Source organism: Nocardia sp. CA-290969 (assembly GCF_050936135.1).
Classification (GTDB): Bacteria; Actinomycetota; Actinomycetes; order Mycobacteriales; family Mycobacteriaceae; genus Nocardia.
The window spans coordinates 6,673,438-6,694,601 of sequence record NZ_JBNJNJ010000001.1; the positions used below are offsets into that span (position 1 = coordinate 6,673,438).

At 69.5% G+C, this 21,164-nt stretch carries 36 protein-coding genes; 1 reads left to right on the top strand and 35 read right to left on the bottom strand.

Going from position 1 to position 21,164, the window contains the following annotated elements; genetic code table 11:
* Position 1: 1 nt before the first annotated feature.
* The 9 genes from ACQEVO_RS30410 to ACQEVO_RS30450 form a co-directional block, all read right to left on the bottom strand.
* Complete coding sequence (locus tag ACQEVO_RS30410) at positions 2-1,498, bottom strand: phage protease (protein ID WP_432919859.1); 1,497 nt, start codon at positions 1,496-1,498, stop codon at positions 2-4.
* On the bottom strand, positions 1,495-2,856 hold the full coding sequence (locus tag ACQEVO_RS30415; protein ID WP_432919860.1) for a phage portal protein family protein: 1,362 nt from the start codon (positions 2,854-2,856) through the stop codon (positions 1,495-1,497). Before ACQEVO_RS30415 ends, ACQEVO_RS30410 begins: the two co-directional genes overlap by 4 nt.
* 11 nt (positions 2,857-2,867) lie before the next feature.
* Positions 2,868-4,409, bottom strand: a complete 1,542-nt coding sequence (locus ACQEVO_RS30420; RefSeq protein ID WP_432919861.1) for a hypothetical protein — start codon at positions 4,407-4,409, stop codon at positions 2,868-2,870.
* Positions 4,387-4,710, bottom strand: coding sequence for a hypothetical protein (locus tag ACQEVO_RS30425; protein WP_432919862.1), 324 nt, complete (start codon positions 4,708-4,710; stop codon positions 4,387-4,389). Before ACQEVO_RS30425 ends, ACQEVO_RS30420 begins: the two co-directional genes overlap by 23 nt.
* A 171-nt stretch (positions 4,711-4,881) precedes the next feature.
* Positions 4,882-5,226: a hypothetical protein gene (locus ACQEVO_RS30430; RefSeq protein WP_432919863.1), complete on the bottom strand. Its 345-nt coding sequence runs from the start codon at positions 5,224-5,226 to the stop codon at positions 4,882-4,884.
* Positions 5,227-5,228: 2 nt separating this feature from the next.
* Positions 5,229-5,564: a hypothetical protein gene (locus ACQEVO_RS30435; RefSeq protein WP_432919864.1), complete on the bottom strand. Its 336-nt coding sequence runs from the start codon at positions 5,562-5,564 to the stop codon at positions 5,229-5,231.
* On the bottom strand, positions 5,561-5,683 hold the full coding sequence (locus ACQEVO_RS30440) for a hypothetical protein (RefSeq protein ID WP_432919865.1): 123 nt from the start codon (positions 5,681-5,683) through the stop codon (positions 5,561-5,563). The genes ACQEVO_RS30435 and ACQEVO_RS30440 overlap by 4 nt, the downstream gene beginning before the upstream one ends.
* A gap of 298 nt (positions 5,684-5,981) precedes the next feature.
* Entirely contained in the window at positions 5,982-6,128 is a 147-nt protein-coding gene (locus tag ACQEVO_RS30445) for a hypothetical protein (RefSeq protein ID WP_432919866.1), read from the bottom strand.
* A gap of 76 nt (positions 6,129-6,204) precedes the next feature.
* Positions 6,205-6,507 carry a hypothetical protein gene (locus ACQEVO_RS30450; protein WP_432919867.1) on the bottom strand — a complete coding sequence of 101 codons (303 nt, stop codon included), beginning with the start codon at positions 6,505-6,507 and terminating at the stop codon, positions 6,205-6,207.
* A gap of 134 nt (positions 6,508-6,641) precedes the next feature.
* Here ACQEVO_RS30450 and ACQEVO_RS30455 point away from each other — a divergent pair, with 134 nt between their 5' ends.
* Positions 6,642-6,983, top strand: coding sequence for a hypothetical protein (locus tag ACQEVO_RS30455; protein ID WP_432919868.1), 342 nt, complete (start codon positions 6,642-6,644; stop codon positions 6,981-6,983).
* Between the two features lie 62 nt (positions 6,984-7,045).
* Here ACQEVO_RS30455 and ACQEVO_RS30460 read toward each other — a convergent pair whose 3' ends face one another.
* The 26 genes from ACQEVO_RS30460 to ACQEVO_RS30585 are packed head-to-tail and all read right to left on the bottom strand — an operon-like array spanning position 7,046 to position 21,142.
* Complete coding sequence (locus tag ACQEVO_RS30460) at positions 7,046-7,333, bottom strand: hypothetical protein (protein ID WP_432919869.1); 288 nt, start codon at positions 7,331-7,333, stop codon at positions 7,046-7,048.
* A complete protein-coding gene (locus ACQEVO_RS30465; RefSeq protein WP_432919870.1) occupies positions 7,330-7,713 on the bottom strand; it encodes a DUF6221 family protein in 384 nt (127 codons plus the stop codon). The genes ACQEVO_RS30460 and ACQEVO_RS30465 overlap by 4 nt, the downstream gene beginning before the upstream one ends.
* On the bottom strand, positions 7,710-7,910 hold the full coding sequence (locus ACQEVO_RS30470; RefSeq protein ID WP_432919871.1) for a hypothetical protein: 201 nt from the start codon (positions 7,908-7,910) through the stop codon (positions 7,710-7,712). Before ACQEVO_RS30470 ends, ACQEVO_RS30465 begins: the two co-directional genes overlap by 4 nt.
* Complete coding sequence (locus ACQEVO_RS30475) at positions 7,907-8,851, bottom strand: hypothetical protein (protein WP_432919872.1); 945 nt, start codon at positions 8,849-8,851, stop codon at positions 7,907-7,909. Before ACQEVO_RS30475 ends, ACQEVO_RS30470 begins: the two co-directional genes overlap by 4 nt.
* On the bottom strand, positions 8,848-9,135 hold the full coding sequence (locus ACQEVO_RS30480; protein WP_432919873.1) for a hypothetical protein: 288 nt from the start codon (positions 9,133-9,135) through the stop codon (positions 8,848-8,850). Before ACQEVO_RS30480 ends, ACQEVO_RS30475 begins: the two co-directional genes overlap by 4 nt.
* Positions 9,136-9,137: 2 nt before the next feature.
* On the bottom strand, positions 9,138-9,509 hold the full coding sequence (locus ACQEVO_RS30485; protein WP_432919874.1) for a hypothetical protein: 372 nt from the start codon (positions 9,507-9,509) through the stop codon (positions 9,138-9,140).
* Positions 9,506-10,318 carry a DNA-methyltransferase gene (locus ACQEVO_RS30490; protein WP_432919875.1) on the bottom strand — a complete coding sequence of 271 codons (813 nt, stop codon included), beginning with the start codon at positions 10,316-10,318 and terminating at the stop codon, positions 9,506-9,508. Before ACQEVO_RS30490 ends, ACQEVO_RS30485 begins: the two co-directional genes overlap by 4 nt.
* A gap of 14 nt (positions 10,319-10,332) precedes the next feature.
* Positions 10,333-10,569, bottom strand: coding sequence for a hypothetical protein (locus ACQEVO_RS30495; RefSeq protein WP_432919876.1), 237 nt, complete (start codon positions 10,567-10,569; stop codon positions 10,333-10,335).
* On the bottom strand, positions 10,562-10,765 hold the full coding sequence (locus ACQEVO_RS30500) for a hypothetical protein (RefSeq protein ID WP_432919877.1): 204 nt from the start codon (positions 10,763-10,765) through the stop codon (positions 10,562-10,564). The genes ACQEVO_RS30495 and ACQEVO_RS30500 overlap by 8 nt, the downstream gene beginning before the upstream one ends.
* Positions 10,765-11,361: a hypothetical protein gene (locus ACQEVO_RS30505; RefSeq protein WP_432919878.1), complete on the bottom strand. Its 597-nt coding sequence runs from the start codon at positions 11,359-11,361 to the stop codon at positions 10,765-10,767. Before ACQEVO_RS30505 ends, ACQEVO_RS30500 begins: the two co-directional genes overlap by 1 nt.
* Positions 11,354-11,803: a hypothetical protein gene (locus ACQEVO_RS30510; RefSeq protein ID WP_432919879.1), complete on the bottom strand. Its 450-nt coding sequence runs from the start codon at positions 11,801-11,803 to the stop codon at positions 11,354-11,356. Before ACQEVO_RS30510 ends, ACQEVO_RS30505 begins: the two co-directional genes overlap by 8 nt.
* Before the next feature lie 10 nt (positions 11,804-11,813).
* Positions 11,814-12,941, bottom strand: a complete 1,128-nt coding sequence (locus tag ACQEVO_RS30515; RefSeq protein ID WP_432919880.1) for a hypothetical protein — start codon at positions 12,939-12,941, stop codon at positions 11,814-11,816.
* On the bottom strand, positions 12,941-13,279 hold the full coding sequence (locus tag ACQEVO_RS30520) for a DUF4326 domain-containing protein (protein ID WP_432919881.1): 339 nt from the start codon (positions 13,277-13,279) through the stop codon (positions 12,941-12,943). Before ACQEVO_RS30520 ends, ACQEVO_RS30515 begins: the two co-directional genes overlap by 1 nt.
* On the bottom strand, positions 13,279-14,121 hold the full coding sequence (locus tag ACQEVO_RS30525) for a DNA adenine methylase (RefSeq protein WP_432919882.1): 843 nt from the start codon (positions 14,119-14,121) through the stop codon (positions 13,279-13,281). The genes ACQEVO_RS30520 and ACQEVO_RS30525 overlap by 1 nt, the downstream gene beginning before the upstream one ends.
* Complete coding sequence (locus ACQEVO_RS30530) at positions 14,118-14,861, bottom strand: hypothetical protein (protein ID WP_432919883.1); 744 nt, start codon at positions 14,859-14,861, stop codon at positions 14,118-14,120. Before ACQEVO_RS30530 ends, ACQEVO_RS30525 begins: the two co-directional genes overlap by 4 nt.
* Positions 14,858-15,775, bottom strand: coding sequence for a phage Gp37/Gp68 family protein (locus ACQEVO_RS30535; RefSeq protein WP_432919884.1), 918 nt, complete (start codon positions 15,773-15,775; stop codon positions 14,858-14,860). Before ACQEVO_RS30535 ends, ACQEVO_RS30530 begins: the two co-directional genes overlap by 4 nt.
* The gene (locus ACQEVO_RS30540) at positions 15,772-16,785 is read right to left on the bottom strand and encodes a DNA translocase FtsK (protein WP_432919885.1); all 1,014 of its coding nucleotides are present in this window, start codon (positions 16,783-16,785) and stop codon (positions 15,772-15,774) included. Before ACQEVO_RS30540 ends, ACQEVO_RS30535 begins: the two co-directional genes overlap by 4 nt.
* Positions 16,782-17,948, bottom strand: a complete 1,167-nt coding sequence (locus tag ACQEVO_RS30545; protein ID WP_432919886.1) for a hypothetical protein — start codon at positions 17,946-17,948, stop codon at positions 16,782-16,784. The genes ACQEVO_RS30540 and ACQEVO_RS30545 overlap by 4 nt, the downstream gene beginning before the upstream one ends.
* A complete protein-coding gene (locus ACQEVO_RS30550) occupies positions 17,945-18,778 on the bottom strand; it encodes a PD-(D/E)XK nuclease-like domain-containing protein (RefSeq protein WP_432919887.1) in 834 nt (277 codons plus the stop codon). Before ACQEVO_RS30550 ends, ACQEVO_RS30545 begins: the two co-directional genes overlap by 4 nt.
* Positions 18,775-19,314 (bottom strand): WhiB family transcriptional regulator, encoded by a 540-nt coding sequence (locus tag ACQEVO_RS30555; protein ID WP_432919888.1) that lies wholly within the window; start codon positions 19,312-19,314, stop codon positions 18,775-18,777. Before ACQEVO_RS30555 ends, ACQEVO_RS30550 begins: the two co-directional genes overlap by 4 nt.
* Positions 19,311-19,898: a WhiB family transcriptional regulator gene (locus ACQEVO_RS30560; RefSeq protein ID WP_432919889.1), complete on the bottom strand. Its 588-nt coding sequence runs from the start codon at positions 19,896-19,898 to the stop codon at positions 19,311-19,313. Before ACQEVO_RS30560 ends, ACQEVO_RS30555 begins: the two co-directional genes overlap by 4 nt.
* A complete protein-coding gene (locus ACQEVO_RS30565; RefSeq protein WP_432919890.1) occupies positions 19,899-20,117 on the bottom strand; it encodes a hypothetical protein in 219 nt (72 codons plus the stop codon).
* Entirely contained in the window at positions 20,114-20,329 is a 216-nt protein-coding gene (locus ACQEVO_RS30570) for a hypothetical protein (RefSeq protein WP_432919891.1), read from the bottom strand. Before ACQEVO_RS30570 ends, ACQEVO_RS30565 begins: the two co-directional genes overlap by 4 nt.
* Positions 20,326-20,463 carry a hypothetical protein gene (locus ACQEVO_RS30575; protein WP_432919892.1) on the bottom strand — a complete coding sequence of 46 codons (138 nt, stop codon included), beginning with the start codon at positions 20,461-20,463 and terminating at the stop codon, positions 20,326-20,328. Before ACQEVO_RS30575 ends, ACQEVO_RS30570 begins: the two co-directional genes overlap by 4 nt.
* The gene (locus ACQEVO_RS30580; protein ID WP_432919893.1) at positions 20,460-20,906 is read right to left on the bottom strand and encodes a hypothetical protein; all 447 of its coding nucleotides are present in this window, start codon (positions 20,904-20,906) and stop codon (positions 20,460-20,462) included. Before ACQEVO_RS30580 ends, ACQEVO_RS30575 begins: the two co-directional genes overlap by 4 nt.
* Positions 20,903-21,142 (bottom strand): hypothetical protein, encoded by a 240-nt coding sequence (locus ACQEVO_RS30585; RefSeq protein ID WP_432919894.1) that lies wholly within the window; start codon positions 21,140-21,142, stop codon positions 20,903-20,905. Before ACQEVO_RS30585 ends, ACQEVO_RS30580 begins: the two co-directional genes overlap by 4 nt.
* Between the last annotated feature and the right edge of the window lie 22 nt (positions 21,143-21,164).

Sequence of the window (21,164 nt, forward strand, 5' to 3'; positions counted from 1 at the left end):
GTCAGATGCTCCAGTTCTTGTAGGCCGCGTTCTCGCGGACGTCGGTGATGTCGGCGGCCTCGGTCGCGTGCCCGAGCTCGGCGACCGGCACCGCGGTGTTCGGCGCCATCGACGCGAGCAGGGTCTTGCCGTGGTCGAGGTCGGAGTCGAGCGTCTTGCGCCAGGTCTCCTTGTTGGCCGGGGTAATCCGGCCCTCCTTGATCGCGCTCGCGAGCACGCCGTCGATCTCGTCGCGGCGCCGCTCGGCGAGGTAGCTCTTGAACTGCGCCGAGTCCGCCTCGAGCGCCGCCAGGCGGCCACTGTCGACGGTCACCACGCCCTCGGGCAGGCGGCTGGCGGCGGCGATCTGCTCGGCGGCCTCGGTCGCCTCGGTCGCGGTCTGCTCGGCCTGCTCGGCGACCTTTGTCGCGAGCTCCTGAATGGCCGTGACGATGGCGTCGATATCGGCGTCGTCCGCGAGCCCGAGAGCGGTGCGGAGGGCCGCCAGTTGCTCGTTCGTGAGTTCCACGCCCGAACCTCCTTCGGTGGTTGCCCCGTCCGCTGCCGCGGCGGGAGTAGCCGCCGCGGCCGGGCGGCCGGGGCGGGATTCGGCACGGCTGGCGTACCGGAGCACTGTGGATGCGGCGACCGGCGCCGCGGTGTCCTCGCCCTCGACCGCGGCGGGGTCGGCGGGATCGGCGCCGGCGGTGGTGGCGTCGTCGTAGCGGACGACCACCGGGACCGGGGCGCCGAACGTGACGCCGTCGGTGCCGTCGCCGGCGGGATCGACGATGACCGGTACGCGCTGCCGGTTGCCGGTGTCGTCGTCGATGACGATGAGCTGTAGTGGTTCGAGGTGGAATTCCTCGATCCACTGCGCCCAGGGCGCGGAGTCGTAGAACTTGCGGCGCACGTCCTCGGTGGTCACACCGGCGGCGACCTGACGGGGTGTCGGGCTGGGCATGGCTGGTCCCTTCATGTGGACGGTGACGGGTGAGCCGCCGGTGTGCGGCGTGGATGCGGCTACGCCGTACAGCGCGCCGATGTCCTGTAGCGAGGCGAGGGTGCCGATCGCGGGTTCGGTCACGCCGAGCAGTGCGAGCCCGGTGAGGACGAACGGGTGGTGGTGGCCGAGCGCGCAGCGGTGATCCCAGACGGCCTCGATCGACCGGGACGGGTAGGCCGAGGCGATCACGGTGTGCCCGTGCTCGTCCGGGGTCGCGAGCCAGCCCGGCATGCCGACGAAATCGCCGATCAGGGACCGGCCGCCGTTGGCGGTGGCGAGGTTGTCGATCCACCCGACCGCGGGTTCGCCGTCGAACCGCGGGTCGGTGTGTCCCAACTTGAGCACCGGCCGGCGCACGGCCGGGCAGTCCAGCGCGGCCACGGCGAACGCGAGATCGTCGGCAGTGAACGTGTGCCGCCCGGTCGAACACTCCCAGGTGCCGGCGTGCATCAGCTCGACCCGCGGCAGATGCGACAGCGCCGGCGCGGTCGGCACCGGAACCGGGGCGGTCACCAGAGCGCTCCCTGCTCGGCGGGAACATTGCGCCGGCGGGCGGCCACCGGGGTGGCAGCCGGCGCCGGAGTAGCGGCCGGTTCCGGCGCGGCCGGCGCGTTCTCCGGTCGCGCGGGCAGCCCGAGGCGCTGCCGGACGGTCTGCTCGACCAGTACATCGGGGCTCAGCAGGCCGGCCTCGACGAGCATCTTCAATGCCGCGGCGGTGGCGTCCTGCCGGCTGCCGATTTCGTCGAAAACGATCTGCGGCGCTGGTTCGTCCACGCCGAAATTCACATCGACGAGGTCCTCGACGACGTGCTGGTTCGCGGTATCGCGGATCGACTCGGCGAACGTCTGCACGGACTCGACGAACGTGTTCGCCTGCACCGACGCGAGCGCGTACGAGCCGCCGCCGGACAGGTTCAGGAAGTGCGCGAGCCCGGCGATCGCGATCATGTTGTCGTGGTAGGCGATACCGGCCCGGATATCGGGCAGGTTGCCCTGCACGCCCAGCAGCTCGAGCTTCGCACCGAACGGCAGACCGGCGCCGGAGTGCTCGCCGACCCGGTATTTCGACGCCATGTCGGCGAGCTTGTCGATATCGGATTGTGAAGCGCCCTCGGCGCCGGTCGCGACCGGCACACCGACGCCGTTGCGGCGGGCGGCGACCGCTTCGATGCGCATCAGCTCGTCCTTGAGGATCCAATGCTTGTAGGACGGGCGTAGCAGGGACTCGCCGACCCAGCGGCCGGGCTCCATCTCGCGGGTGTAGACCACCAGGCGGCTGATCGGGATGGTCAGCGGCGTAATTCCGTACATCACCGAGCTCGATGCGGCCGGCGCCATCTGCTCGATGGACTCAAGGCCGCCGTCGGCGGCGACATTCCAGGCCGAGATGGTGCGCTGCGGGCGCGGGGCGAGCTTGTGCAGCCACACGCGGCCGTCGCCGTAGTCGCGATACACCTGCTCGAACACCGAGTGCCCGTACTGGTTCACGGTGAGCGCCCACACGAGGTGTTGGGCCCACGAGAACCGGCCCTTGCGCCGGCCGGGCGGCGCGAGATCGGCGCCGCCGTCGATCGGCAGGGCGAGGTTGCGCGCCACGAACTCGGTTACCTCGTCGCGGGCGCCGTTCGGGGCCACTCGCCAGCTGGTACGGCGGATCGGCAGCCCAATCGCGGCCAGCAGCGACGACACCCGGGAGTCCTCGCGCTTCATCCGCGTGAAAACACCCACGCTGGCCGGCCATTGCAGGTCCGGAACCTGCTCGTACTGCTCCCACTGGGAGAAATGGCCGACATCATGGCCGGCGATCTGCCCGTTGACGTACCCCTTCTCGCGGAACGCAGGTTTCGCGGGCTTGATCTCGGTCGGCATCGGTCACCTCCTCAGAACGCGGCGGCGAAAACGTCGAGCTCGCCGGACGAACGCGGCCTATCCGCGGTAGTTGTGCTGCCGGTCGACGGCGAGGCGGGCGGCGAAACGGTCAGGCCGAACGTCAACAGACCCCAGCGAGCGAGCGTGGCGGCCACGAGCGGCGCGATCACCCCACCGGCGGTGCGATCCCACGCCCAGTCGCCGCCCGGCATGATGCGTTTCGCGGCCGTGGCGACCGCGTCGGTCAAGATCTTCTGCCCGGTGTGCGAGAGCAGGCTGGCAACCGCGTCGTCGTAGAAGCCCTGGCAGGCGACGGCCATCTGCGGGGCCGCGGTCATCTCCGGTTCGATACCGACGGCGAGCAGTTTCGCCTCGAGCGCCGCCGCCGGCGACTTGCGGTCGATCACCAGCACGCACGGATCCCATGCCTCGACGACCGCGAGCAGGTAGGCGATGGCCTCGTCGTGCGTGGCCGACTGGAAGTACCCGATCTCGAGGTGAGTTCGGCCGTCGGTGGTGGCCTGCGCCGCGGCGAGGGCCCAGTATCGCCCGTCCGGTGTGCGGTCGAGCGCGAGCGCGATCTGCCCGCGCAGGCTCGGCGCCGTTTCCGTCATGTCCGACCACACCTCCGGGTCGATGACCGCCTCGTGGTCCTCCTCCTCGGCGGGCCACTGGCCCCAGCCGAGCGCCTCGACGCCGTAGGAGGTCCAGCGTTCCTCGTTCGTGCAGCCGCGCAGCGCCTTGCGGATCTTGGCGTCGGTCTGGATCACCCCGTAGCTGGGGTTCGCCATGCGCGCGGTCTCGAGCGAATCGCGCGGCATGTCCTCCGGTGCAGCGAATTCGGCGAAGTAGAGGCCCTCGTCACCGGCGAGGCCGCGGCGCCGGACCCCGGCGAGGATCAGACCGTTCGGGTGCTTGTCAGCGTTGACCGCGCTTGAGGCGTAGATAGTCTGCGGGTTGCGTGAGGCCATCTGCGTCCAGCTCAGCGCGTCGATCTGGCCGCCGGTGAGGTTGTATGCCTCGTCGTAGACGACCAGGTCGACCTCGTCGAGGCCACGGCCGGCGTCATTCGACCGGGTGATGAACGCGATCTTTGCCCCGGACTTGAGCTCGATATAGCCCATGCCCTGCGAGCAGGTGTTCTTGACGACCCGGCGGCGAAGGCTCGGCCGCGCAACGATGATCGCCCATAGTCGTTTGTAGGCATCCTCGGCGGTCGGCCACCGCTGCGAGCTGTAGATGATGCGCTCACCCAGGACGAACAGCCCGAACAAGCACCTGATGACAAGAATCAGGGTCTTGCCATTCTGGCGCGGCACGATCAAGCACACATCGGGGTGCGTCCACGCGCCGGCGGTCATCCGGAGGATCGCCAGCAGCGCCGAAACCTGCCACGGCATCTGTGGTTTGCGGCATCGGCGGCCGAGCTCGACCGCGTCGAGGCCGTGCTTGTCGTCGCCCTCGAATTCCGAGAGGTGCTCGGGCTCCTGGCGCCCGGTGAGCGTCGGCCAGTCCGGATAGGCCGGGCGCTCAGCCAATGCCGTCGAGGTCATCCCCGTCACCGTCGGGTGCTGGCTCCTTGCGCCGGTTGATCTCGGCGAGCAGCTGGCGCAGCACCGAGGCTTGCTGCCGCGCCTCCTGTAGCGCGTTGTCGATGCGGACCTCGATCACACCGTCGCGGGCCTCAACCAGCCGTGCCCAGCAGTCGGCGTCGCCCGAAACGATGGCGTCGAGGCGGTCGAGCCGGTCAACGATGCGGGCCGCTTCCACCCCGAGTGCAGTCAATGACGGCGGATCGTTGGGATCGTGCAGTGAATCGAACAGTTCGCGCCCACGCGCGCCGAACTCCGGCATTACACCTCCCGGATCCGCCCGGCCCCGCCCATATCGTTCGGCCGTACAAAAAAAATTCGCGACTACCGCGGGGGAGTCATGGCCCCCGGGGGGCCGAATATTTTAGGCCCCTGACCTGCGGTTTTAGGTTCACCATCGGCGGCGGGCCTCTGACCTGCGGTTATGCCGAGGTCAGGGCCAGGGCATCGCGAGCACGCCGAGATCGGCGCCGTTGCTGGGCAGCTTCGGCCGGCGGCCGGTGAGCACGGGGCGTTCGTGGTCGTGTCGGCCGTCGCCGCGCTCGCGGTTGCAGATGGAGTGCAGCAGCCGGTCGGCCCGGGTGCCGCCGTGGCTGCGCGCCTTGCTGTGGTCGCCCTCGAGTGTGCGGCGGTCCCAGTTGCGGCGGGCGTCGCGGTACATGGGCTGCCCGCACCACCAGCAGGGCGAACCGTCGACGTGGCGGGCGCGTAGGCCGGCGACGTGTTGGCGGTGTGTCCAGCCGAGGCCGCGCTGTGTGGTGGTGCGTCGCTGCGCCATGGTCAGATGTGGACTATGTCGGCCGACCGCGACGAGCCGAGGCGCATCGCAAGCTCGGTGGTGAGTTCGCTGTGGTCGACGTAGACGCGGTCAAGGACGACGCCGCGGCAGGCACCGAGGCGAACGCTGGTGTAGCCGCGGATCTCGATCCAGCCGGGGCCGGCGGACGTGATGCGATGGTTTCCGTTCGCGTTGCGGGCGGTCTCACCGTCGGCGAGCTGGGCGGTCATGCGGTCGCGTAAGGCCTTGGCCGTGCTGCTGCTGGGCGCGATCACGAGAACACGGCGGCCGGCGCGCATGTCGGCGAGGGCGAGGGCGGTGAGGTCCGGAGCGTTCATCGGTAGATCACCCATCGGGCCCGGCGGGCGGTGCGGAGCTCGCGGCGCATCCGCTCGGAGTAGTGCGGATACAGCCGGTCGGCGATCCAGCCGAACCAGCCGGCGAGCCACTTACGCACGGTCGCACCTCCCGATCGCTGGGTTGAGGTAGGGGTTGCCCTCGGCGGGATTTGAACCCGCGTTACCGCGATGGGGGCCATTCGCCGCCCCAACCCGTGGGCGACCGGACTCGAACCGAACCACCGCGGCGTCTTCGGCCGCTGGACTACGAGGGACGAGGGCTCGCAGCGCGCAGCGTGCCCGCCCGGTATCGGATGCTCACCGGGTAGTTGCGGGGCGATGTGGCGTGTGCCCGTTGGGGTGCTTGCCGGGGATCCGGCCCGGTTTAACGCGCTGCGAAGTTCGGGGTGGTTCGGCTCAGACGAGGTAGTCGAGCACGACCAGGGCGACGCGGGCGACGAGTTCCCACGGGACGACGGACAGGGCAGCGGACAGCGAGGCCATCGCGGTTTCTCCTTGGTTCGGGCCCTGATTCGGGCATGAAAAAACCGCTGCGATCTGCACTTGGGGATGCGTCGTCAGCAGCGGTTTCGTGTCTCACTGTACAACATGGTCCCGATAGGCCGGGTAGTTCGACCGGTCAGGATTCGGCCGCCGGGGCGGTCTGGGCGCGGTTGAGCACCTTGCCGACGGCCGCCCCAGTGGTCCCCCATCGCCGGCCGATCTCGGCCTTGGGGATGCCGAGGTCATGCAGCGCCTGATAGGTAGCGCGCCGGCAGGCGGCAACCGCGCCCCGGACTTCGAGGGCGGCGGTGTCGAGTTCGCCGAGGGGGTCGGTGTCTGCGGTGGGCGCGAGGTCAGCGGGGGCGATGGCGGCGTACCGGTCGGCGAGGTCGGCCAGCGCGCGGGCGCGGGCTGCGAGGTCTGCCCAGGGGTCGGTCATGGTGAGGCTCCTTCGTTGTTCGTGACACCAGTTTAAACCCTAGGGTTGCGTAATCGCAACCCTAGGGTTTATACTTGAGGAGTCAGCAACGCTGGCAAGCAATTTGAGAACTCAACAGAGAGCAGGTGATTCGGATGACCGAATCTCGCGCGAAACGCCTCCACGACGCCTACCAGGCAATGCGGAAAGTGTTTGCAACCGCGCTGCCGCTGCGGATCGAGCTTCCCGACCTGGAACTCGAAACCTGGCGGCCCCACGCAGCCCGCGCCGACGTGATAGGCGCCCGGACAATCCTCCGGGACCTGCCCGCCGACCCGCACCGCGTCTACCTGATCGAGCAACTTGCGCTCGACTGGCTTACCGCGGTGGTGCTGACTCGAATGAGTCACGTCGAGGTCTGGTGCGGAGAGGCGGCAGACGACGCCCTGACTCGATTCTGGGCGACGCTGGAAGTCCTCCGATACGAGGACGAGTAACAGGAAGGCCCCGGCGGGTCGTGACCGCCGGGGCCTTTCCCGTTGTGCATCCTACCGGCGCGCTACAGCCGCGGATCGTGCACCAGCCGGAAGTCGTGCAGCGGCTCAGCCTCCGAGCCGACCGCCGTGAATTCTCGGCCGATCACCTCGCCCGCCGGAATATCGCAATCCCGGCCCATCTGCTCAGCCGACAGGATCAACGGCACAGACCGGGTGTGCCACGGCGTCACGCAGTACGCCCGGTCCTCAACGGTTACGAACACATAGACCGGCACGCGGCCGTCCGGCAATACGGCGTAGTCCTCGCCGACCGGGGGTGCATCCCAATCGAACCCGTATTCGTCGCTCATCGGTTCCATTCCTGTTGATAGTCGGGATGATCCGCGTACGGTTCCGCCAATGCACCTGTCAACGTGGCGAAATCCTGATCCGCAAATTCGGCACCCGACCGCGCAACCTCGGTAGCAAGGGCAAGCATCCTGCGCTTTCCCGCAACGTCGCGCAGCACGCGCGCCGGGTCGTGTCTGGCAATGTGGTCGGTCTGCGCGTCCTCGTGGAATCCGAGCCGACCATCCGGCGGCGCGGACTGATGGTCGCCGAACACAGCCATGCCGTGGTGGTCCAGCTTTCGAACTCGCCATGAGGGTCCCTCGACGTCGACGGCGGATGCCGCCCGCGCGATCTCCTCGTCCTCGTCGAGCCGAGCCTTGATGAATTCCTCGATGTTCACTGACCGCCCGCTTCCGGCGGCCACGGACTCACTACGTAGCTCCGATTTCCGCCGGCGTCCTGCTCGACAGTGAGGGTAGACCCGTCCGCATAGGTGAACTCGTGGGTCGACGGGCCCTCGACGCGGATGCCCACGTCCTGCCCATCGCTGGTGGTGTATGTGTAGTCCGGGTTTCGCGGTTCGTTCGCAGCGGTCATACGGCCTCGGCTCCTTCTTTGCGGGCGACGGCGAGCGCGTCGCCGAGCCGGTAGACCTGCCGGTCCTCCGGCGATATCTGATGATCTGTGATGCGTGTTCCGCGCTCGTCGGTGTGCTGCCAGCCCCGCGGCGCGATCCGGCGCTGCTGCGCCCACCGATACAGCGTCGAGCGCGGTACCGGGTGCCCGAGTTCGGTGAGCAGGCGCAGCAGGTCAGCTACAGAGTAGTGCCGGTCCTCAGCGCCAGTCAGCGCTGCCGACTTGAGTTCGGCGACCACGTACGGTGCGCCGCAGCGCCGGCACACCGTCTGCACAGCCCGGTCCTCGGCCCATAGCTCATGCCCGCACGGCTGGCCGGCGTCGTCCTTGCGTGGGCACAGACCGAGGTATTCGCGCGGGGGCGGTGCGACCGCCCGCCGCAGGCCCCGGACCGCCGCGGCCACTTCGCGGGCGAGCTCGGGCGCGGCCTCGTGCCGGGCGATCTCGCGCCGGTGCCGCGTGAGCCATATCGCGCACTGTTCGACCGGTGTCGCGGGCTCGGCCAGGGCCGCGGCATCGGGTCGTCGGTCCGCGCGGAACGCGAGGCGGCGTTCTTGTGTGAGGTCCACGAGGTACGCGGTGCCGACGGCCGGGCAGACGTGGAGGTCCTCGGCCAGCGCGCGGGCCCAGCCGATCACCGCGGTCTCGAGCCGGAGCACCACGCGCTCGCCGGCGCGGCGATCGCGGCCGTCCAGGCGAACCGGTAGCGGTGGCTCGGCCGGTCGGCCGGCGCCCGAGCTGCGTGGCCCCGAGCGAGCGAGCCCGGCACGGACGATAGCGAGCTCGGCGAGCAGCGCGGGTACGTCGGCGAGCTGCTCGATGAGGTTTCCGACGCACTCCTTGCACAGCGTGACGCCATCGCCGAGCGGCCGGCCGCACTCGCCGCATAGCGGGCCGGTCAACGGATCACCGACCGGGCGAGCGAGGCAGCCGCGGCGATGAGGTCACTCAGCAACGACCATGAGCGCTCGGTGTCCGGCGGCGGCGTACCGGCCGGCGCGATGAACACCTCGCCGTCGATCTCGTATCCGACCCGGGTCCAGTTCTCGGCCCGGGATGCGAGATAGGGCGGCTCGGCGCGTGGCTGCTCGGCGGCCTCGGTGCGGAATTCGCCACGCCGCCGCTGCTCGCGCCGTTCGTGCGCGTCCTCCAACGAGCGAAGGAACTTGCCGGATGGCTCGGACATGGTCAAACCTCCTCGGGGCGCGTGCCGGTCATCAGTGCGACGAGGTCGCGCAGGGTCATCAGCACGATCTGGTCGCCGGGGTTGGTGGTGCCGCGGCGTTTCGCAACGACGAGGGCAGCGACAGCATCGTCGTTGCCGCGTTCGATCTCGGCCTCGGCAAGCCAGGTGCCTGCCTTGATCTGGCCGCCGTAGTCCTTGCATTCGACGACAACGCGCTCGGCGTAAGCGCGCAGGCCGGCGATATCGCCGCGGTCTTTCGCCCCATTGCGGGTACGTCGTTCGATCCGGTCGTCGATGTTGGCGGCGAGGTAGCCGGCGACCGAGGTTTCGTGTCGGGTGCCTGCGGCCTTCGCGCTGGCGCGGGATCTGGTCATGGTGCGACCTCGCCGAAATCGAAACCGGCCTGCTCGCCCTTGTCGTCGCCGCCCCGCAGCTGCGCGAGGCGGCACCGGCGTGCGGCCACCTCGGCGTAGTGCGCGACCTGTTCGACGCCGATGAACCGGCGCCCCTCGAGCACCGCCCCGACGCCGGTTGTGCCGGCGCCGGCGAACGGGTCGAGGATCACGCCGTCCTCGGGCGCGATCTTGGCGAGGTCGCGCATGATCTCGACCGGTTTCTGTGTGATGTGCTCCCGGACGCGCGGGGTGTTGACCTCGAAAAAGCCCGGCAGCGCGACCGAGCCCAACAGGTCCTGCGCCCGGGGCCCCGCGGTGCCCCAGGTTACGTATTCGCAGTTTCCGGCGAACCGCCCCTGCTGCCGGCGCCCGTTCGGTTTGTGCCACGGGACGATTCCGCGCCAGACGATTCCCCCGGCCTGCAGCACGTCGGTCGTGAGCGGTAGCTGGCGCCAATCGGTGAACAGCGCGATCACCGCGCCGCGGCGGGCGATGCGTAGGCACTCACCGAGCCACAGTGCGCACCAGTAGCCGAACCCGCGCTGGTCGCGGGAATCGCCGGAGAACTCCGGCAGCGCCGCGCCGCCGGTGCCGCGGGCGACCTGGTCGCTCTGCACGTATTTCGTGTGCACGCTCATCGTCCGGTCGTCCCGCGTCATCCCGCCGGAGTTGTACGGCGGATCCGTGATCACGGCATCGACCGAGCCGCTGGGCAACTCGGCGAGCACGGCCAGGGCGTCGCCCTGGTAGATGGTTACGCGCTCGTCCTGGTAACGGATTTCAGCCATGATCAGCCCTCTCATCAGTAACCGGATTCCGATCTGTCTGCTCTTTCGATTGCGGCGCGAGCTCGCGCGGACGGGATGGTTTCGGCGTAGTCGGTGACCTCGCGGCGGGTGCCGCTGCGCAGATGTGGCTTGCAGAGCAGGCATGGCTGCGGGTGGTCGGCGTCGGGATTGACCCAGCCTGAGCAGGTCTCGCGGTGCTGGGCGAGCGCTACCTCGTCGAGGCGTTCGGGGTCGCTGTAGCGGTCAGGCATCGTCGCCCCCGTCCTCGCTGGACAGCGGGACGGGTCGCCACTTGTCGCCGACCCGCTCGACGAGTTCGACCGTGACCGGGCTGTGGTTCCGACGCTGCGCCTGCCGGCGGACGATGACCTCGAGCTCGGCCTCGTCTCGGGCGCAGGCGCGGAGCGTGAACACGCGCCCGTCGGGCCGGTATCGGTAGCCGTACATCAGCGCGACCCCCGGGCGAGGACGTCCGCGGCGGCTGGCGCATCACCGGGCAGGTAGACGTCGGTCATTGGCGGCGAGACGAACGCGCCCGGTTCTTCCAGCTCGCAGTAGTCGCACAGTTCGCGAGCCTCGTCGGCGGCGTCGTGCACCCACTCGATCTCGCCGACAGCGAACTTCGCGCCGCCGCGCGTGACGATGGCCCGGATGACGTGACCGGCGCCGACGTAGGTCGCCAGGGTCACGCCGACGGGGCTGCGCTGGATACCGAAATCGGTTGGCGCCGGGTCCTCGTCGAAACCGTGCGCCTGGGCGAACGCGATCGCCTCGGTGAGGGCGGTCTCGAGCGGCGACAGCGCCGCAGCGCGGGCCGCTCGGTCGAGGCCGGCCTCGACGCGCTCGGCGATCGGCCCCGGGCACCGGTCGGCCGTGTGCGACTGCCGGATCGTTTTCGTCCGCACCATCGGGTGGTGCTCGCAGTCGGGGTGTGCGCGCTTCTGGTCGACCAGGCCGCACGGTTCCTGCGGGCACGGGCAGGAGTCCTCGATTGCGGTTCCGGACCAGGAACGGCCGACGTGCGCGCTGTGGGGCTCAGACATTGGGCACCTCGTAGCGCAGCTGGACGAGCGCGGCCTCGACCGCCCGGTTGCGCCGGTACACCGCCTCGTCGCTGGCGTCGCCGGCGGGGTGGGCGGGTCCAACCCACCCGTCGAGGCCGGCGCCGTTGCCTGCGTCCCAGGCGGCCCCGAGAACGGTCCGGATCTGCTCCGGCGATACCACGAGCGTGTATCCGATATCGGCTATGGCCGCGGCGATCGCTGCGCCGACGTAGACCGGTCCGGCGGCCGTGTCGGGGATTCGCCGTTTGACTGCTTCACCGACGCGGTGCTGGAACTCTCGCTCGCGGACGTGGCCGCGCAGCCAGCTCAGGCCGGCGCGCTGGGTTGTGTAGCCGGGGTGCAGGTTCTCGACAGACGCGGCGAGTTCGTCCACGAGATCGATCGCGGCGAGCAGCTCGGCAGTGGTGGTGTTTTCAGGCATCCGGTGTCTCCTAGGGGTTTTCGGTGTCGGGCTGGGATTTCTCGGCGAGGGAGGCGCGGACCAGCGCAATGCCGCGGCGGGCGCGGTCGGCGCCGTCGGGGTCGTGGTCGCAGAGTGCGGTGCCGACGTAGCCGAGCTCGTCGCACATGTCGCAGTTCGCGATGGCGGCGGCGCGGACCTCGGCGGCGCTGCGGGCGCTCTCGGACCGGGCGCGCTTGGCGCGGTCGGCATGCTCGGCGTCCCACGCCTCGGCGGCGCGGCGAGCGTCTGCGCAGTGGCCGCACGCCGGTGGCCGGGGTTCGTTGCGGTGCTTCGGGCAGCGGTCGAGCGGTCGTCCGGCCGGGCGGCTTGTAGCGGCGCCGCGGAGGTCGACGCGATTCGCCGCGACCCACGCCTCGGCGACCCGGTCGCAGTCGTCGCAGTCGTCGCGCCATCCGTCGGGGTGCTCTGCGTGGAATTTCGGCGGAGGGGTTTCGTTCTCCGGCGCGGCGCCGCTGCCTACGTAACGTTCCCCCTCTAGGTGACCCCCTTTATATGGGTCGGGTCGGGTCGGGACGGGGTTAGCGTCACTGCGCGCGAAGTTCGCGCGAACATTTCGGGCCGATTCGTTGTCTACCTGCGTATTCGCCTGCTCGGTACCGTCGAAACTTTCGGTTACGGAATGGCTGCGGCCGTTCAGATTTCGATCGGATTCTGTTGAGATTTCGTCGAAATCGTGTTCGGGCGGCGGCTCGTGTTCGCTAGAACGTTCGGCGTCGGTTCGCGTGATGTTCGCGCGAACATCGTCGGAACGATCGCCCTTGTTCTTGCTCCGTGCGCGCTTCATTCGCTCGCGCGCGGCGGCGCGTTTCTCGTCCACTTCGGCCCGGGTCGGCTGCCGGTCTGCCCACTGGTGGAACTGGTATCCGCGCAGCTGGCCGCCGGTCTCGACGACCGGGTACCACAGCCCGACCGCGACCAACTTCTTCGCCTGCGCGGTGTTGCCGAGTGCGGCGACCATGTGCTTCGGAATGAACCCGTCGGTGAGGGTTTGCGCCGACCATGCGCCGGCGCGGACCCACAGCCCCATTGCGGCGTTACCGGCGGCAACGACCTTGCCGTGAAACGCGAGATCGTCGTCGACCTTGAACCAGGGCACTAGGGAACCTCCCTGTTCGCGATCTGTAGCAGGACATCGGCGTGGCACGGTTCGCCCAGCGGGCACCAGCAGCCGAGGTCGCGGCCGGCGAGCTCGGTTACGACGTCGTCGAGGTAGTAGCCGAGGCGCCCCTCGGCGAGGTCATCGCGGAACAGCCGAACAGCGAGGCCGCGGGACTCCCCCGGCGCGACGTAATGGAAATTGCCCCACTGGTCGCGTACGCGATCGGCGCCGGCGAGCACATACGGGTTGCCCCACTTGCTCGGCCGGGCAACCACCACGGCCCCATCGGGCAGGCGCCAGCCCTTGGTCCGGCGCAACTGGATACGTTGCGGCATCAGCGGACCTCCTTCGCGTATACGTCGGCGCTGAAATCGAGCGTCGGGTTGCCGACCTCTCGGTTGGACCAGACGACCTCGGTTCGGGAGCCCGCCGCGCGGCCGCCGCTGTTGCCGGTGAACGCGGGGAACTCCACACGCGACCAGCCCGCGAGGGCGGTGTCGTAGAGGTCGCTTGCGTATCCGGACAGCACGACCGCGGACCGGGCGTGTAGTAGGGCGTCGAGCAGCTGCTCGTGCTCTGCCGTGCTCGCCATCTCGTGGGCGTAGTTCGTGCCGTTGCGCGTCGACCCGAGGTAAGGCGGGTCGACGTACAGGCAGACGTCCGCGATACGGCCATACGCCGCGATCACTTCCATCGCCGGGCGGCACTCCAGGCTCACCGCGTGCAGCCGCTCGGCGGCGGCCATGAGGCGGCCGACATACCCGTCGAGGTAGTCCGGCATCGACGACGAGCACCCGGCCGGGTCGATGTAGTACCGCCATCCGGTCTTGCGGAGCAGTCCGCTCCTGGACTGGGACAGCCGAACCCAGACGCGACGTGCGGTCTCAAGGTCATCGCCGACGGTGAGCTCGGCTGCCGCCGCGTACTCGGCGCGTGAGTGCGGAGTGAGCGCGCAGGCTCGGGCGAGTTCGACGGGCCGGTCGCGCAGCACGCGCCAGAACGTCATGAGCTCGGCGTGTATGTCGTTCACGGTCTCGAACGGCGTGGGCACCTTGGCGAGCAGCACCGAGAGCGAGCCGGCGAACGGCTCGACGTAATGTCGGTGCGCTGGCAGCAGTTCGACGATGCGGTCGGCGACCGACATTTTGCCGCCGTAGTAGGGGAACGGTGGTCTCATTGGATCCCCCGATTGACCGCCTCGGCGAGATCGGCGCACAGCCGCTCGGTGACGTAGGCATAGGTGTGTCGGCCGCCGCCGAGCGGTGGCGGCAGGTAGCCCCAGGCGTCCTCGACGGCACCGCCCCAATCGCGCCAGTATTCGAGCGACCACCAGGGCTGCCAGTCCCGGGCCTGAGCGCGAGCGAGCAGCGCTCGACCCCACGCAATCGCGGCGGCCGGGCTAGCGAGCGAGTAGTAATCGGCCATATCGGCGATACCGCGCAGCGGCGACCCGTTCGCCAGGGCGGTGATCGGGTCGCCCTCGGCCGCGGCCCACCACGCCGGCATGCCGGTGATCTGCCGGGGCCGGAGAATGCCGGATCCGCTCGCGGCCGGGCGGCCGGGCATCGTCGCGCCCGCCGGCCGCGCCGGATCGGCGATCAGGGCACAGCCCACCAGTTCGAGACCGGGCAGCCGACCGTCGCCGACGGCAGCGGCGAAATCGCCGGCGATCCCGGCGCCCTGCGAGTACCCCACGGGCAGCACCAGGCGGTTGGTTGCCCGTGTCGCATCGATCAGGGCTTGCAGTCCGGCGGCGCGCGAGAGCGCCCAAGCGTCCTCGAGTCCGCCGAATGTTGCCGGGTAGGTCACGAACCGCGGTGCGAACCGCCGGCGGTCGAGGCGCTCGGCGAATGCCTCGCATACGCCGTCGCCCCCGTTCGGGAATCCGGTGCCCGCGAGGATCAATACGTCGATCACCGGGCACCTCCGGTCACTGCGGGGAATTGATCCCAAACCTGGCCGTCGAGCTCGCGACCGGCCTTTTTCTTTCCGACTCGGCGGACGATCTGCCGGAACCCGAGGTCGTCTACGGGCGATCCGATCAGCTGCTCGGGCGGATCGAAACGGCCCAGCCCGAACCCCGTGGGCGCCCATTCGCCCCACTGTTTGAAATGGAACGCGACGCCGGCCGCAGTGGACTGGTCGCGCAGGGAGCGCGCCCAGGACGGATCCATGGGCCGGGCGCCGGGCCCGGACTCGCCGCCCACGATCAGCCAATCGAGCCCGCGGCCGAACTCGTCGGGCGCCAGTAGACCGCGCGTGAGGTCGATCGGCCCGAGAAGCGGCTCGGCCGAGACGAACCGGACTGCGGCTGGCGAACTGAGCAGAGCCGGAATCCGGAGGTCGGCCCACTGCTGGTTCTCGGCGCTCACGCCTACCCAGACGTTTCGCAACGGCCATGACTCGTCCCAGCCGTCACGGCCGATGGCGTCCGCGTAGTTGCGCACGTCCTGCTGAAACTGTGGCGAGGACAGCAGTGCCCGCATCCGGGCGGCGCGCTTGGTGAGTACCTGGAATGTGTGCCGTCCAGCGCACGCCATTACGGCCCAGATGCTCGCGATGTAGTCGGCGTCAATCTCGTCGTGGAACAGGTCCGCCATGGAGCACACGAACACCAGGCGGGGTTTGCGCCACGACAGTGGTTCACCGAGTCGTTTCGGGTGCAGCTGCACTCCGGTGGTTGCACCGATGTGCGGGCCGTCGAACTTGCGGTGCGCCATGCGCATCGGTGGGGTGCGTTCGATGTAGCACCGGGTGCACCCTTCGCTCACACGGGTGCACCCGGTTGCCGGGTTCCAGGTCTCGTCGGTCCACTCGATTTTGCTGCTCATGACTGCCCGCCCTCGGCGTCGTTGTTGTTCCGGAGGGTGGTGAGCAGCGCGTCGGCCTGGTCGGCGGGCACGAGTACGTCCCGGGCCCGCGAGCCGTCGGCCGGCCCGATAATCCCGGCCTCGGTCATCCGGTCGAGCAGCTGCACCGCCTTGGCGAACCCGACGCGCAGTTTGCGCTGCAGCATCGACGGCGAGGCGAACTGTGCACGCACCACCAGGTCGACGGCGTGCAGGAACATTTCGCGGTCGTCGCCCAGGTCGACGGCGTCGAGGTCCACGGTGGCCGGTTCGGTTTTGCTCATCTCGGCCTCGGCCGCGGCGACGATGCCGGGCAGGCGCCGTGTCCATCCGTCGGCCCATTCGCGCATTTCGCCGACGTCGTGGTCGGACATTCGGCGCGGCATCATGGCGCCGAGGAATGCCTCGCCGCATCGGATCAGCAGTGCCCTGCTGGCCGCGTGTGCCTCGATGGTGAGCGCGGCGGTGTAGGCGTTACTGGCCGCCCGGAAACGGGCCAGCATCTCACCGGATACCGACATGTCGGCGAGTAGCGTCGGCGCGCTGCTGTGCTGCCGCGAGAGCACGCCGGGGATGGTGCACAGGGTGCCGCCGTCGGTGGGTAGCCGCGGGATCCGGTACGCGCGGCCGTCGATCATGCCGGAGCAGTCGGTGATGGTCAGCCGGGAGTCGCCGATATCGAGCCGCAGCATGTTCTCGGGCTCGTCCGCCTTGTCCTTGACGGCGCCGAATATCCGGAGCAGCTGGGTGACGTCATCCGGTAGTACGTCGACCGTGATCGGGTTGTGGGCGTCGGTTTCCCAGACCGAGACGAGCGCGAGCCCGGCGGTGAACGTGTCGGTGGCGATGACGGCCACGTTCTCGCGGCCGACGGCGAGCCGGATCCGGTGTGTGGTGGGTACCTCGGCGTCGGCGCCAGCGTGGGCGCGGACGGAGACCAGGGCGGCGCGGAGGTCGGCGGTGCCGACCTGGATTGAGGCGCGGATGCTCATTCGGTCTCGGCCCCTTCCGTATCGTCGGCGTCCGGCTGCTCAGCGGCGGCCAGCTGCTCGGCGTCGTCGGCTGTGGTGGCCTCGGCCACGGTGTCGGTCGGTGCCCGGCCGCTGCTCTGGTTGTCGAGTTCGCCGATGACCTCGACGGCCTCGGCGTAGGTGAGGTCCGCGGTGCTGGCGATCTCGCGTTCGAGGAGCGTCGACAGGTAGGCGCTCACCTGTTCGGGCGTGTTCCCGTCGAGTTCGTCGAGCCGCCGGTCGATCTGTTCGCGCTGCGCCTTGGTCGACTTGCGCGGGGCCCGTTTGCGCTCCTTCTCGGCGGCCGGTTCGCTGTTATCGCCAGCGTCGCGCAGGTCCTCGGTGGTGAGGCCTTCGGCCGGTTCCTGCTGCGGCGTGGGGAACTCGTCGCCGACGGTGGTCTCGCCGCGTTTGATGGACTGGTAGACGACGCCGAGCCGGCCGACGTCGCCGCCGTCCCAGTCCTCCATCGGTTTGCCGACCTTCGCGACGAGCTGGGCCTCGGTGACGCCGAGTACGGCGAACCCGTAGGTGGCGTTCGTGATCCGCGTGGCGAGGTCCTCGCCGTTGCCCTTTTTCAGGGTCGCGTCGCAGTTGGCCTTGGCCTCCTCGACGAACCAGTTCGGCAGTACCGCGAGGATCTGTTCGCGCAGTCGCCGGGCGCCGGCGTTGGCGTTGTTCTCGTAGATGTCCCGCGTGGCGGTGAGCTTCCGTGCGCCTTCGCTGGTGTCGCGCACATGCGGGACGATGAACGTGGTCGATGCGCGCGCGTTGGTCTGCATATCCCAGGCGTGCGCGAGCATTTCGGACTCACCCTTGGCGTCATCGCGGCTGAGTTCCTTGATGCCGTAGTCGATGTTTCCCCAGCAGCGCGCGAGCTCGCGGGCGAGATGGATCGATACGCCCGTGACCGTGGTGTCGCTGCGGACGTAGCGGAAATATGCGCGCTCGGCGACCGAGTGCTGGGCGGTGGCGTCGCGCATCTCGTCGACGGCGAGGGCCTTGTTGCGCGGGCGCTGCTGGGCAACGAGCACCGCGGCCTGTACTTCGGCAATCGCGCGGGACTGCTCGATCGCGGTCGCCTGGCTGAGGTCGATGCGGGCCGGGGTGGGATTGAGCGGCTGATACCGGGCGGGTGTGTTCATGCGAGCAGCTCCTGAGCGCGATAGCGGGCGTAGGCCGGGATGGATACGGTGTGAATCCGGTCGCTGTCGTCGGGCCAGTGACCGGCGGCGAGGCAATCGGCGTAGGTGCGGATCGCGGCGCGGTTGAGGTCGTGACCGAGGGCCACGTCATTGGGGTGCAGCTGGGCGACGGTGACCCGGTACGGCGGGGTTTTGCACTGGGTGACGAACACGAACGCCGGGTTGTCGGCGATCTCGAGCGCGCGGAATCCCGCGGTGTAGTACGGGTGCTGCATGAAGTAGCCGTAGTCGGCCGCGGCCTTCGCGAACGCGCCGCGGCCGGCGGATTTCGACGTCTTGTAATCGACGATGACCAGGCGCCCGCGGATCGCGGTGAGCCAGTCGGTGCGTAGCCGGAGCATCACCCCGGTCTCGTCGTCGGGCCACCACCCGGACATCTCGGGCTGGCCGGCGGCGAACAGCGGGCCGGCCAGCTCGTGACGGCGAACGGTCGCCGCCATCTCCCGGGCTGCGAGATCCTGATGCGGCAGCAGCGGCACTTTGCCCGCCTTGTACGCAGCGTCTCGTGCTTTCCGGGCGTCGTCGGTGCGCCAGTCCTCGGCGTCGATCACCTCGACCGCGGGGCCTTTGCCGAGCAGGTAGAGGTGCGCGGCGTGGCCCTCGTCGTACGCGGCTTTCGGGGGCCGGCCGTGCTGCTGCTCGTACCAGAACTCGGCCGGGCTGCGCATCAGGATCGTCCGGGCCCCCGACGACGACAGCGACCCGGTGTCGCTGTGGTATTCGTCGTCGTCGACGTCGGAGTACAGGCCGGGTGGTGGCGGCAGGATCATGCGCGCACCGCCCCCTCGGCCCGTAGCGCGAGGATCTTGGACTCGATGGTCACCGAGACCTTGCCGCCGGTTTTCCCGCGGGCGATGCGCGAGATGGTGTGCCGGTTCACCCCGGCGAACTCGGCGATCGTCTGGTGGTCGATGATCTGCTCGAGCTCGCGGATCCGGGCCCGGGCGGCGCTGTCGTCGACCATGCCGTTGCGGCAGTCCGAGCAGATCGTCTGCCGGAGTGCGCCGGTGTGGCGGATGGTCGCACCGCATTCGGCGCAGGGCGAGGTCGGTGCGTCGGCCTGCTTGAGGTACCGCCGGAATGCGTCCTTCTGGCCGGGCAGCCGGTACCCGGCCCAGATTCCTTGTGCGCCGATCCTGTTCGCGAACCGTGCGCAGTCTTCCCGCACCGGGCATCCGCGGCATGTGATCACCGCCGCCTTGTTGTCGTCCGTGATTTCGTGACCGACCGGGAACCAGTGCTCCGGATCGCCGCCGCGGCACTGCGCGTCCGTGCGCCAGTCCGGTATCGCCACCTGTGGTTTCATGCCGCACCTGCCCGCATGACGTCGGCGACGGTGACCGCGCGGATCGCGCGGTCTGTTTTCTGCGCAATCCAGCGGTTGCGCCGGACGCCGAGCACGGTGTTGTGAGGGAGGCCGGCGCACGCGGCGATACGCACATACGAGGCCCGCGTCGCGGTGGCGAGTTCCTCTAGATGCTTCCGAGCGGGCCCGGCGTCCACATGGCCCTGCCTGCAGGGAACACACCGAACCGGCTCGGCCACCTTCCGCGTCGAGGTGAACTCGGCGCCGCACTTGACGCACTCGTGGGTGGCCTCGCGGCGGTGCTTCTGGCGGGTATCTCCCGCCGGAGCAAGGCCGAGGCGTACCTGGAGCGCTTCCCACTCGCCCGCGTCGCGGGTGTTGTAGCCGGCATAGACGCCGAGCCGCGCGGACTCATCGACCGCGAGCTGGCCGCAGGCGCGGAGCTGCTCGAGCGGGCAGAGCCCGCAATAGAGTTTGGCCTCCTCGATGCGCTGCGGCTCGTCGGAAAACCAGGTCTCGGGGTCGGGGTGGGTCGCGCACGGCGGCTGTGTCGTGTCGGTCCGGGCGGGAGCACGGGTCAGCATCTACATCACCCCGTTTCGCTGGTCGATCTCGCGGTCGTAGGCGCGATCCCACGCGGCGCCCTCGTCGTAGCCGTCGGCGACCGGGTCCTCGTCGTCGAGGTCGACGGCAGGCTGCAGGCGGGCGAACACGGCCAGCGCGGAACCGATACCGAGAGTCGAGAGGGTGAGGACGTCGACCACGAATGCGACCGCGTCGGAGAGGTGTTCGGAGATTTTCACGAGGTCTCCCGGGTCTGGATCTTGTCGAGCTGGGCCTGCCGCTGGCCGAGCAGCAGCGAGGCGAGGGCGGCGTCCGCGCAGGCGGAGATGAGCTGCACGGCGCGGGTGTGATCGGTGTGGCCGTCGAGTGCGTCGGCGAGCCAGATCGCGATGGCGCGGTCGAGGCAGGTGGCGACCTCGCCGGGCGTGAGTGCTTCGTCAGGCGCGTTCACAGCAGCCACCCCATGAGCAGCAGCGGCAGTACCACCGCGCTCGCGATGGGCAGGCCGTAGACGATGACCAGGAACAGGGCGTCGCCGGCGAACCGCGGCAGCGGCGCAACCGGCGCGCGGTGCCGGCCGGTCACTGGTTCGGCTCCTGCACCGGATCCGGGCTGTAGATCCGGACGGCGAAACCGTCGAACTCTCCAGCCCAGGCGCGGCGACCATTCACGCCGGCGGGGCGCTCGGGTATCCCGAGGGCGTCGGCGGCCTCCTCGGCGGACTCGTCGGTAGGCGCGAAGGTGTAGAAGCCCTGGCCTCGTCGCCAGGGCACGCTGGGCGCCTCGATGCTGAGCGTCTCGTAGGACGAGTCGCCGGCGTCGCTGAACAGGCGGATATCAGCGGCGGACCTCTCCAGGTCATACCGGAGCGAGAACGCCTTGAGGCGGTCCGCATCCTCGTCGGGACGCTCGGCGGCGTAAGCATTGGCCTCAGCGAGAATGCCCTGGATGCGCGCGTGGAGATATGCCGGATCGCGTACGAGTTCGGCATCCGGATCCGGGAGGCGGTCGCGGGTTTCCTCGATCACCGGGCCACCTGCGCAGCCTCGCCACGACTGGGCCCGTAGGTCCAGCTCGGCGGGTTGACCGGCAGCGTGCTTTCCGGCGCGGTGTACGGCGGGGCGAGCGGCGCCGGGATCCGGGTCGTCGGTACGTGCTCGAGCTCGGGAACGTGGCTGCCGACGTGACAGCCGGTGAGGCCGAGGCCGACGATGCCGCCCCAGGCGAGGCCGCAGCCGATCGCGATATGATGCGGTTTGAACATCCTTCGAACTCCTGTGATTCGG

Bases quoted from the DNA above. Each gene is read 5' to 3' on its own strand.
- ACQEVO_RS30415 (WP_432919860.1), bottom strand. From the start codon at position 2,856: ATGCCGACCGAGATCAAGCCCGCGAAACCTGCGTTCCGCGAGAAGGGG.
- ACQEVO_RS30420 (WP_432919861.1), bottom strand. From the start codon at position 4,409: ATGACCTCGACGGCATTGGCTGAGCGCCCGGCCTATCCGGACTGGCCG.
- ACQEVO_RS30425 (WP_432919862.1), bottom strand. From the start codon at position 4,710: ATGCCGGAGTTCGGCGCGCGTGGGCGCGAACTGTTCGATTCACTGCAC.
- ACQEVO_RS30430 (WP_432919863.1), bottom strand. From the start codon at position 5,226: ATGGCGCAGCGACGCACCACCACACAGCGCGGCCTCGGCTGGACACAC.
- ACQEVO_RS30435 (WP_432919864.1), bottom strand. From the start codon at position 5,564: ATGAACGCTCCGGACCTCACCGCCCTCGCCCTCGCCGACATGCGCGCC.
- ACQEVO_RS30450 (WP_432919867.1), bottom strand. From the start codon at position 6,507: ATGACCGACCCCTGGGCAGACCTCGCAGCCCGCGCCCGCGCGCTGGCC.
- ACQEVO_RS30455 (WP_432919868.1), top strand. From the start codon at position 6,642: ATGACCGAATCTCGCGCGAAACGCCTCCACGACGCCTACCAGGCAATG.
- ACQEVO_RS30460 (WP_432919869.1), bottom strand. From the start codon at position 7,333: ATGAGCGACGAATACGGGTTCGATTGGGATGCACCCCCGGTCGGCGAG.
- ACQEVO_RS30470 (WP_432919871.1), bottom strand. From the start codon at position 7,910: ATGACCGCTGCGAACGAACCGCGAAACCCGGACTACACATACACCACC.
- ACQEVO_RS30480 (WP_432919873.1), bottom strand. From the start codon at position 9,135: ATGTCCGAGCCATCCGGCAAGTTCCTTCGCTCGTTGGAGGACGCGCAC.
- ACQEVO_RS30485 (WP_432919874.1), bottom strand. From the start codon at position 9,509: ATGACCAGATCCCGCGCCAGCGCGAAGGCCGCAGGCACCCGACACGAA.
- ACQEVO_RS30490 (WP_432919875.1), bottom strand. From the start codon at position 10,318: ATGGCTGAAATCCGTTACCAGGACGAGCGCGTAACCATCTACCAGGGC.
- ACQEVO_RS30495 (WP_432919876.1), bottom strand. From the start codon at position 10,569: ATGCCTGACCGCTACAGCGACCCCGAACGCCTCGACGAGGTAGCGCTC.
- ACQEVO_RS30500 (WP_432919877.1), bottom strand. From the start codon at position 10,765: ATGTACGGCTACCGATACCGGCCCGACGGGCGCGTGTTCACGCTCCGC.
- ACQEVO_RS30505 (WP_432919878.1), bottom strand. From the start codon at position 11,361: ATGTCTGAGCCCCACAGCGCGCACGTCGGCCGTTCCTGGTCCGGAACC.
- ACQEVO_RS30510 (WP_432919879.1), bottom strand. From the start codon at position 11,803: ATGCCTGAAAACACCACCACTGCCGAGCTGCTCGCCGCGATCGATCTC.
- ACQEVO_RS30520 (WP_432919881.1), bottom strand. From the start codon at position 13,279: ATGCCGCAACGTATCCAGTTGCGCCGGACCAAGGGCTGGCGCCTGCCC.
- ACQEVO_RS30525 (WP_432919882.1), bottom strand. From the start codon at position 14,121: ATGAGACCACCGTTCCCCTACTACGGCGGCAAAATGTCGGTCGCCGAC.
- ACQEVO_RS30535 (WP_432919884.1), bottom strand. From the start codon at position 15,775: ATGAGCAGCAAAATCGAGTGGACCGACGAGACCTGGAACCCGGCAACC.
- ACQEVO_RS30540 (WP_432919885.1), bottom strand. From the start codon at position 16,785: ATGAGCATCCGCGCCTCAATCCAGGTCGGCACCGCCGACCTCCGCGCC.
- ACQEVO_RS30545 (WP_432919886.1), bottom strand. From the start codon at position 17,948: ATGAACACACCCGCCCGGTATCAGCCGCTCAATCCCACCCCGGCCCGC.
- ACQEVO_RS30550 (WP_432919887.1), bottom strand. From the start codon at position 18,778: ATGATCCTGCCGCCACCACCCGGCCTGTACTCCGACGTCGACGACGAC.
- ACQEVO_RS30555 (WP_432919888.1), bottom strand. From the start codon at position 19,314: ATGAAACCACAGGTGGCGATACCGGACTGGCGCACGGACGCGCAGTGC.
- ACQEVO_RS30560 (WP_432919889.1), bottom strand. From the start codon at position 19,898: ATGCTGACCCGTGCTCCCGCCCGGACCGACACGACACAGCCGCCGTGC.
- ACQEVO_RS30585 (WP_432919894.1), bottom strand. From the start codon at position 21,142: ATGTTCAAACCGCATCATATCGCGATCGGCTGCGGCCTCGCCTGGGGC.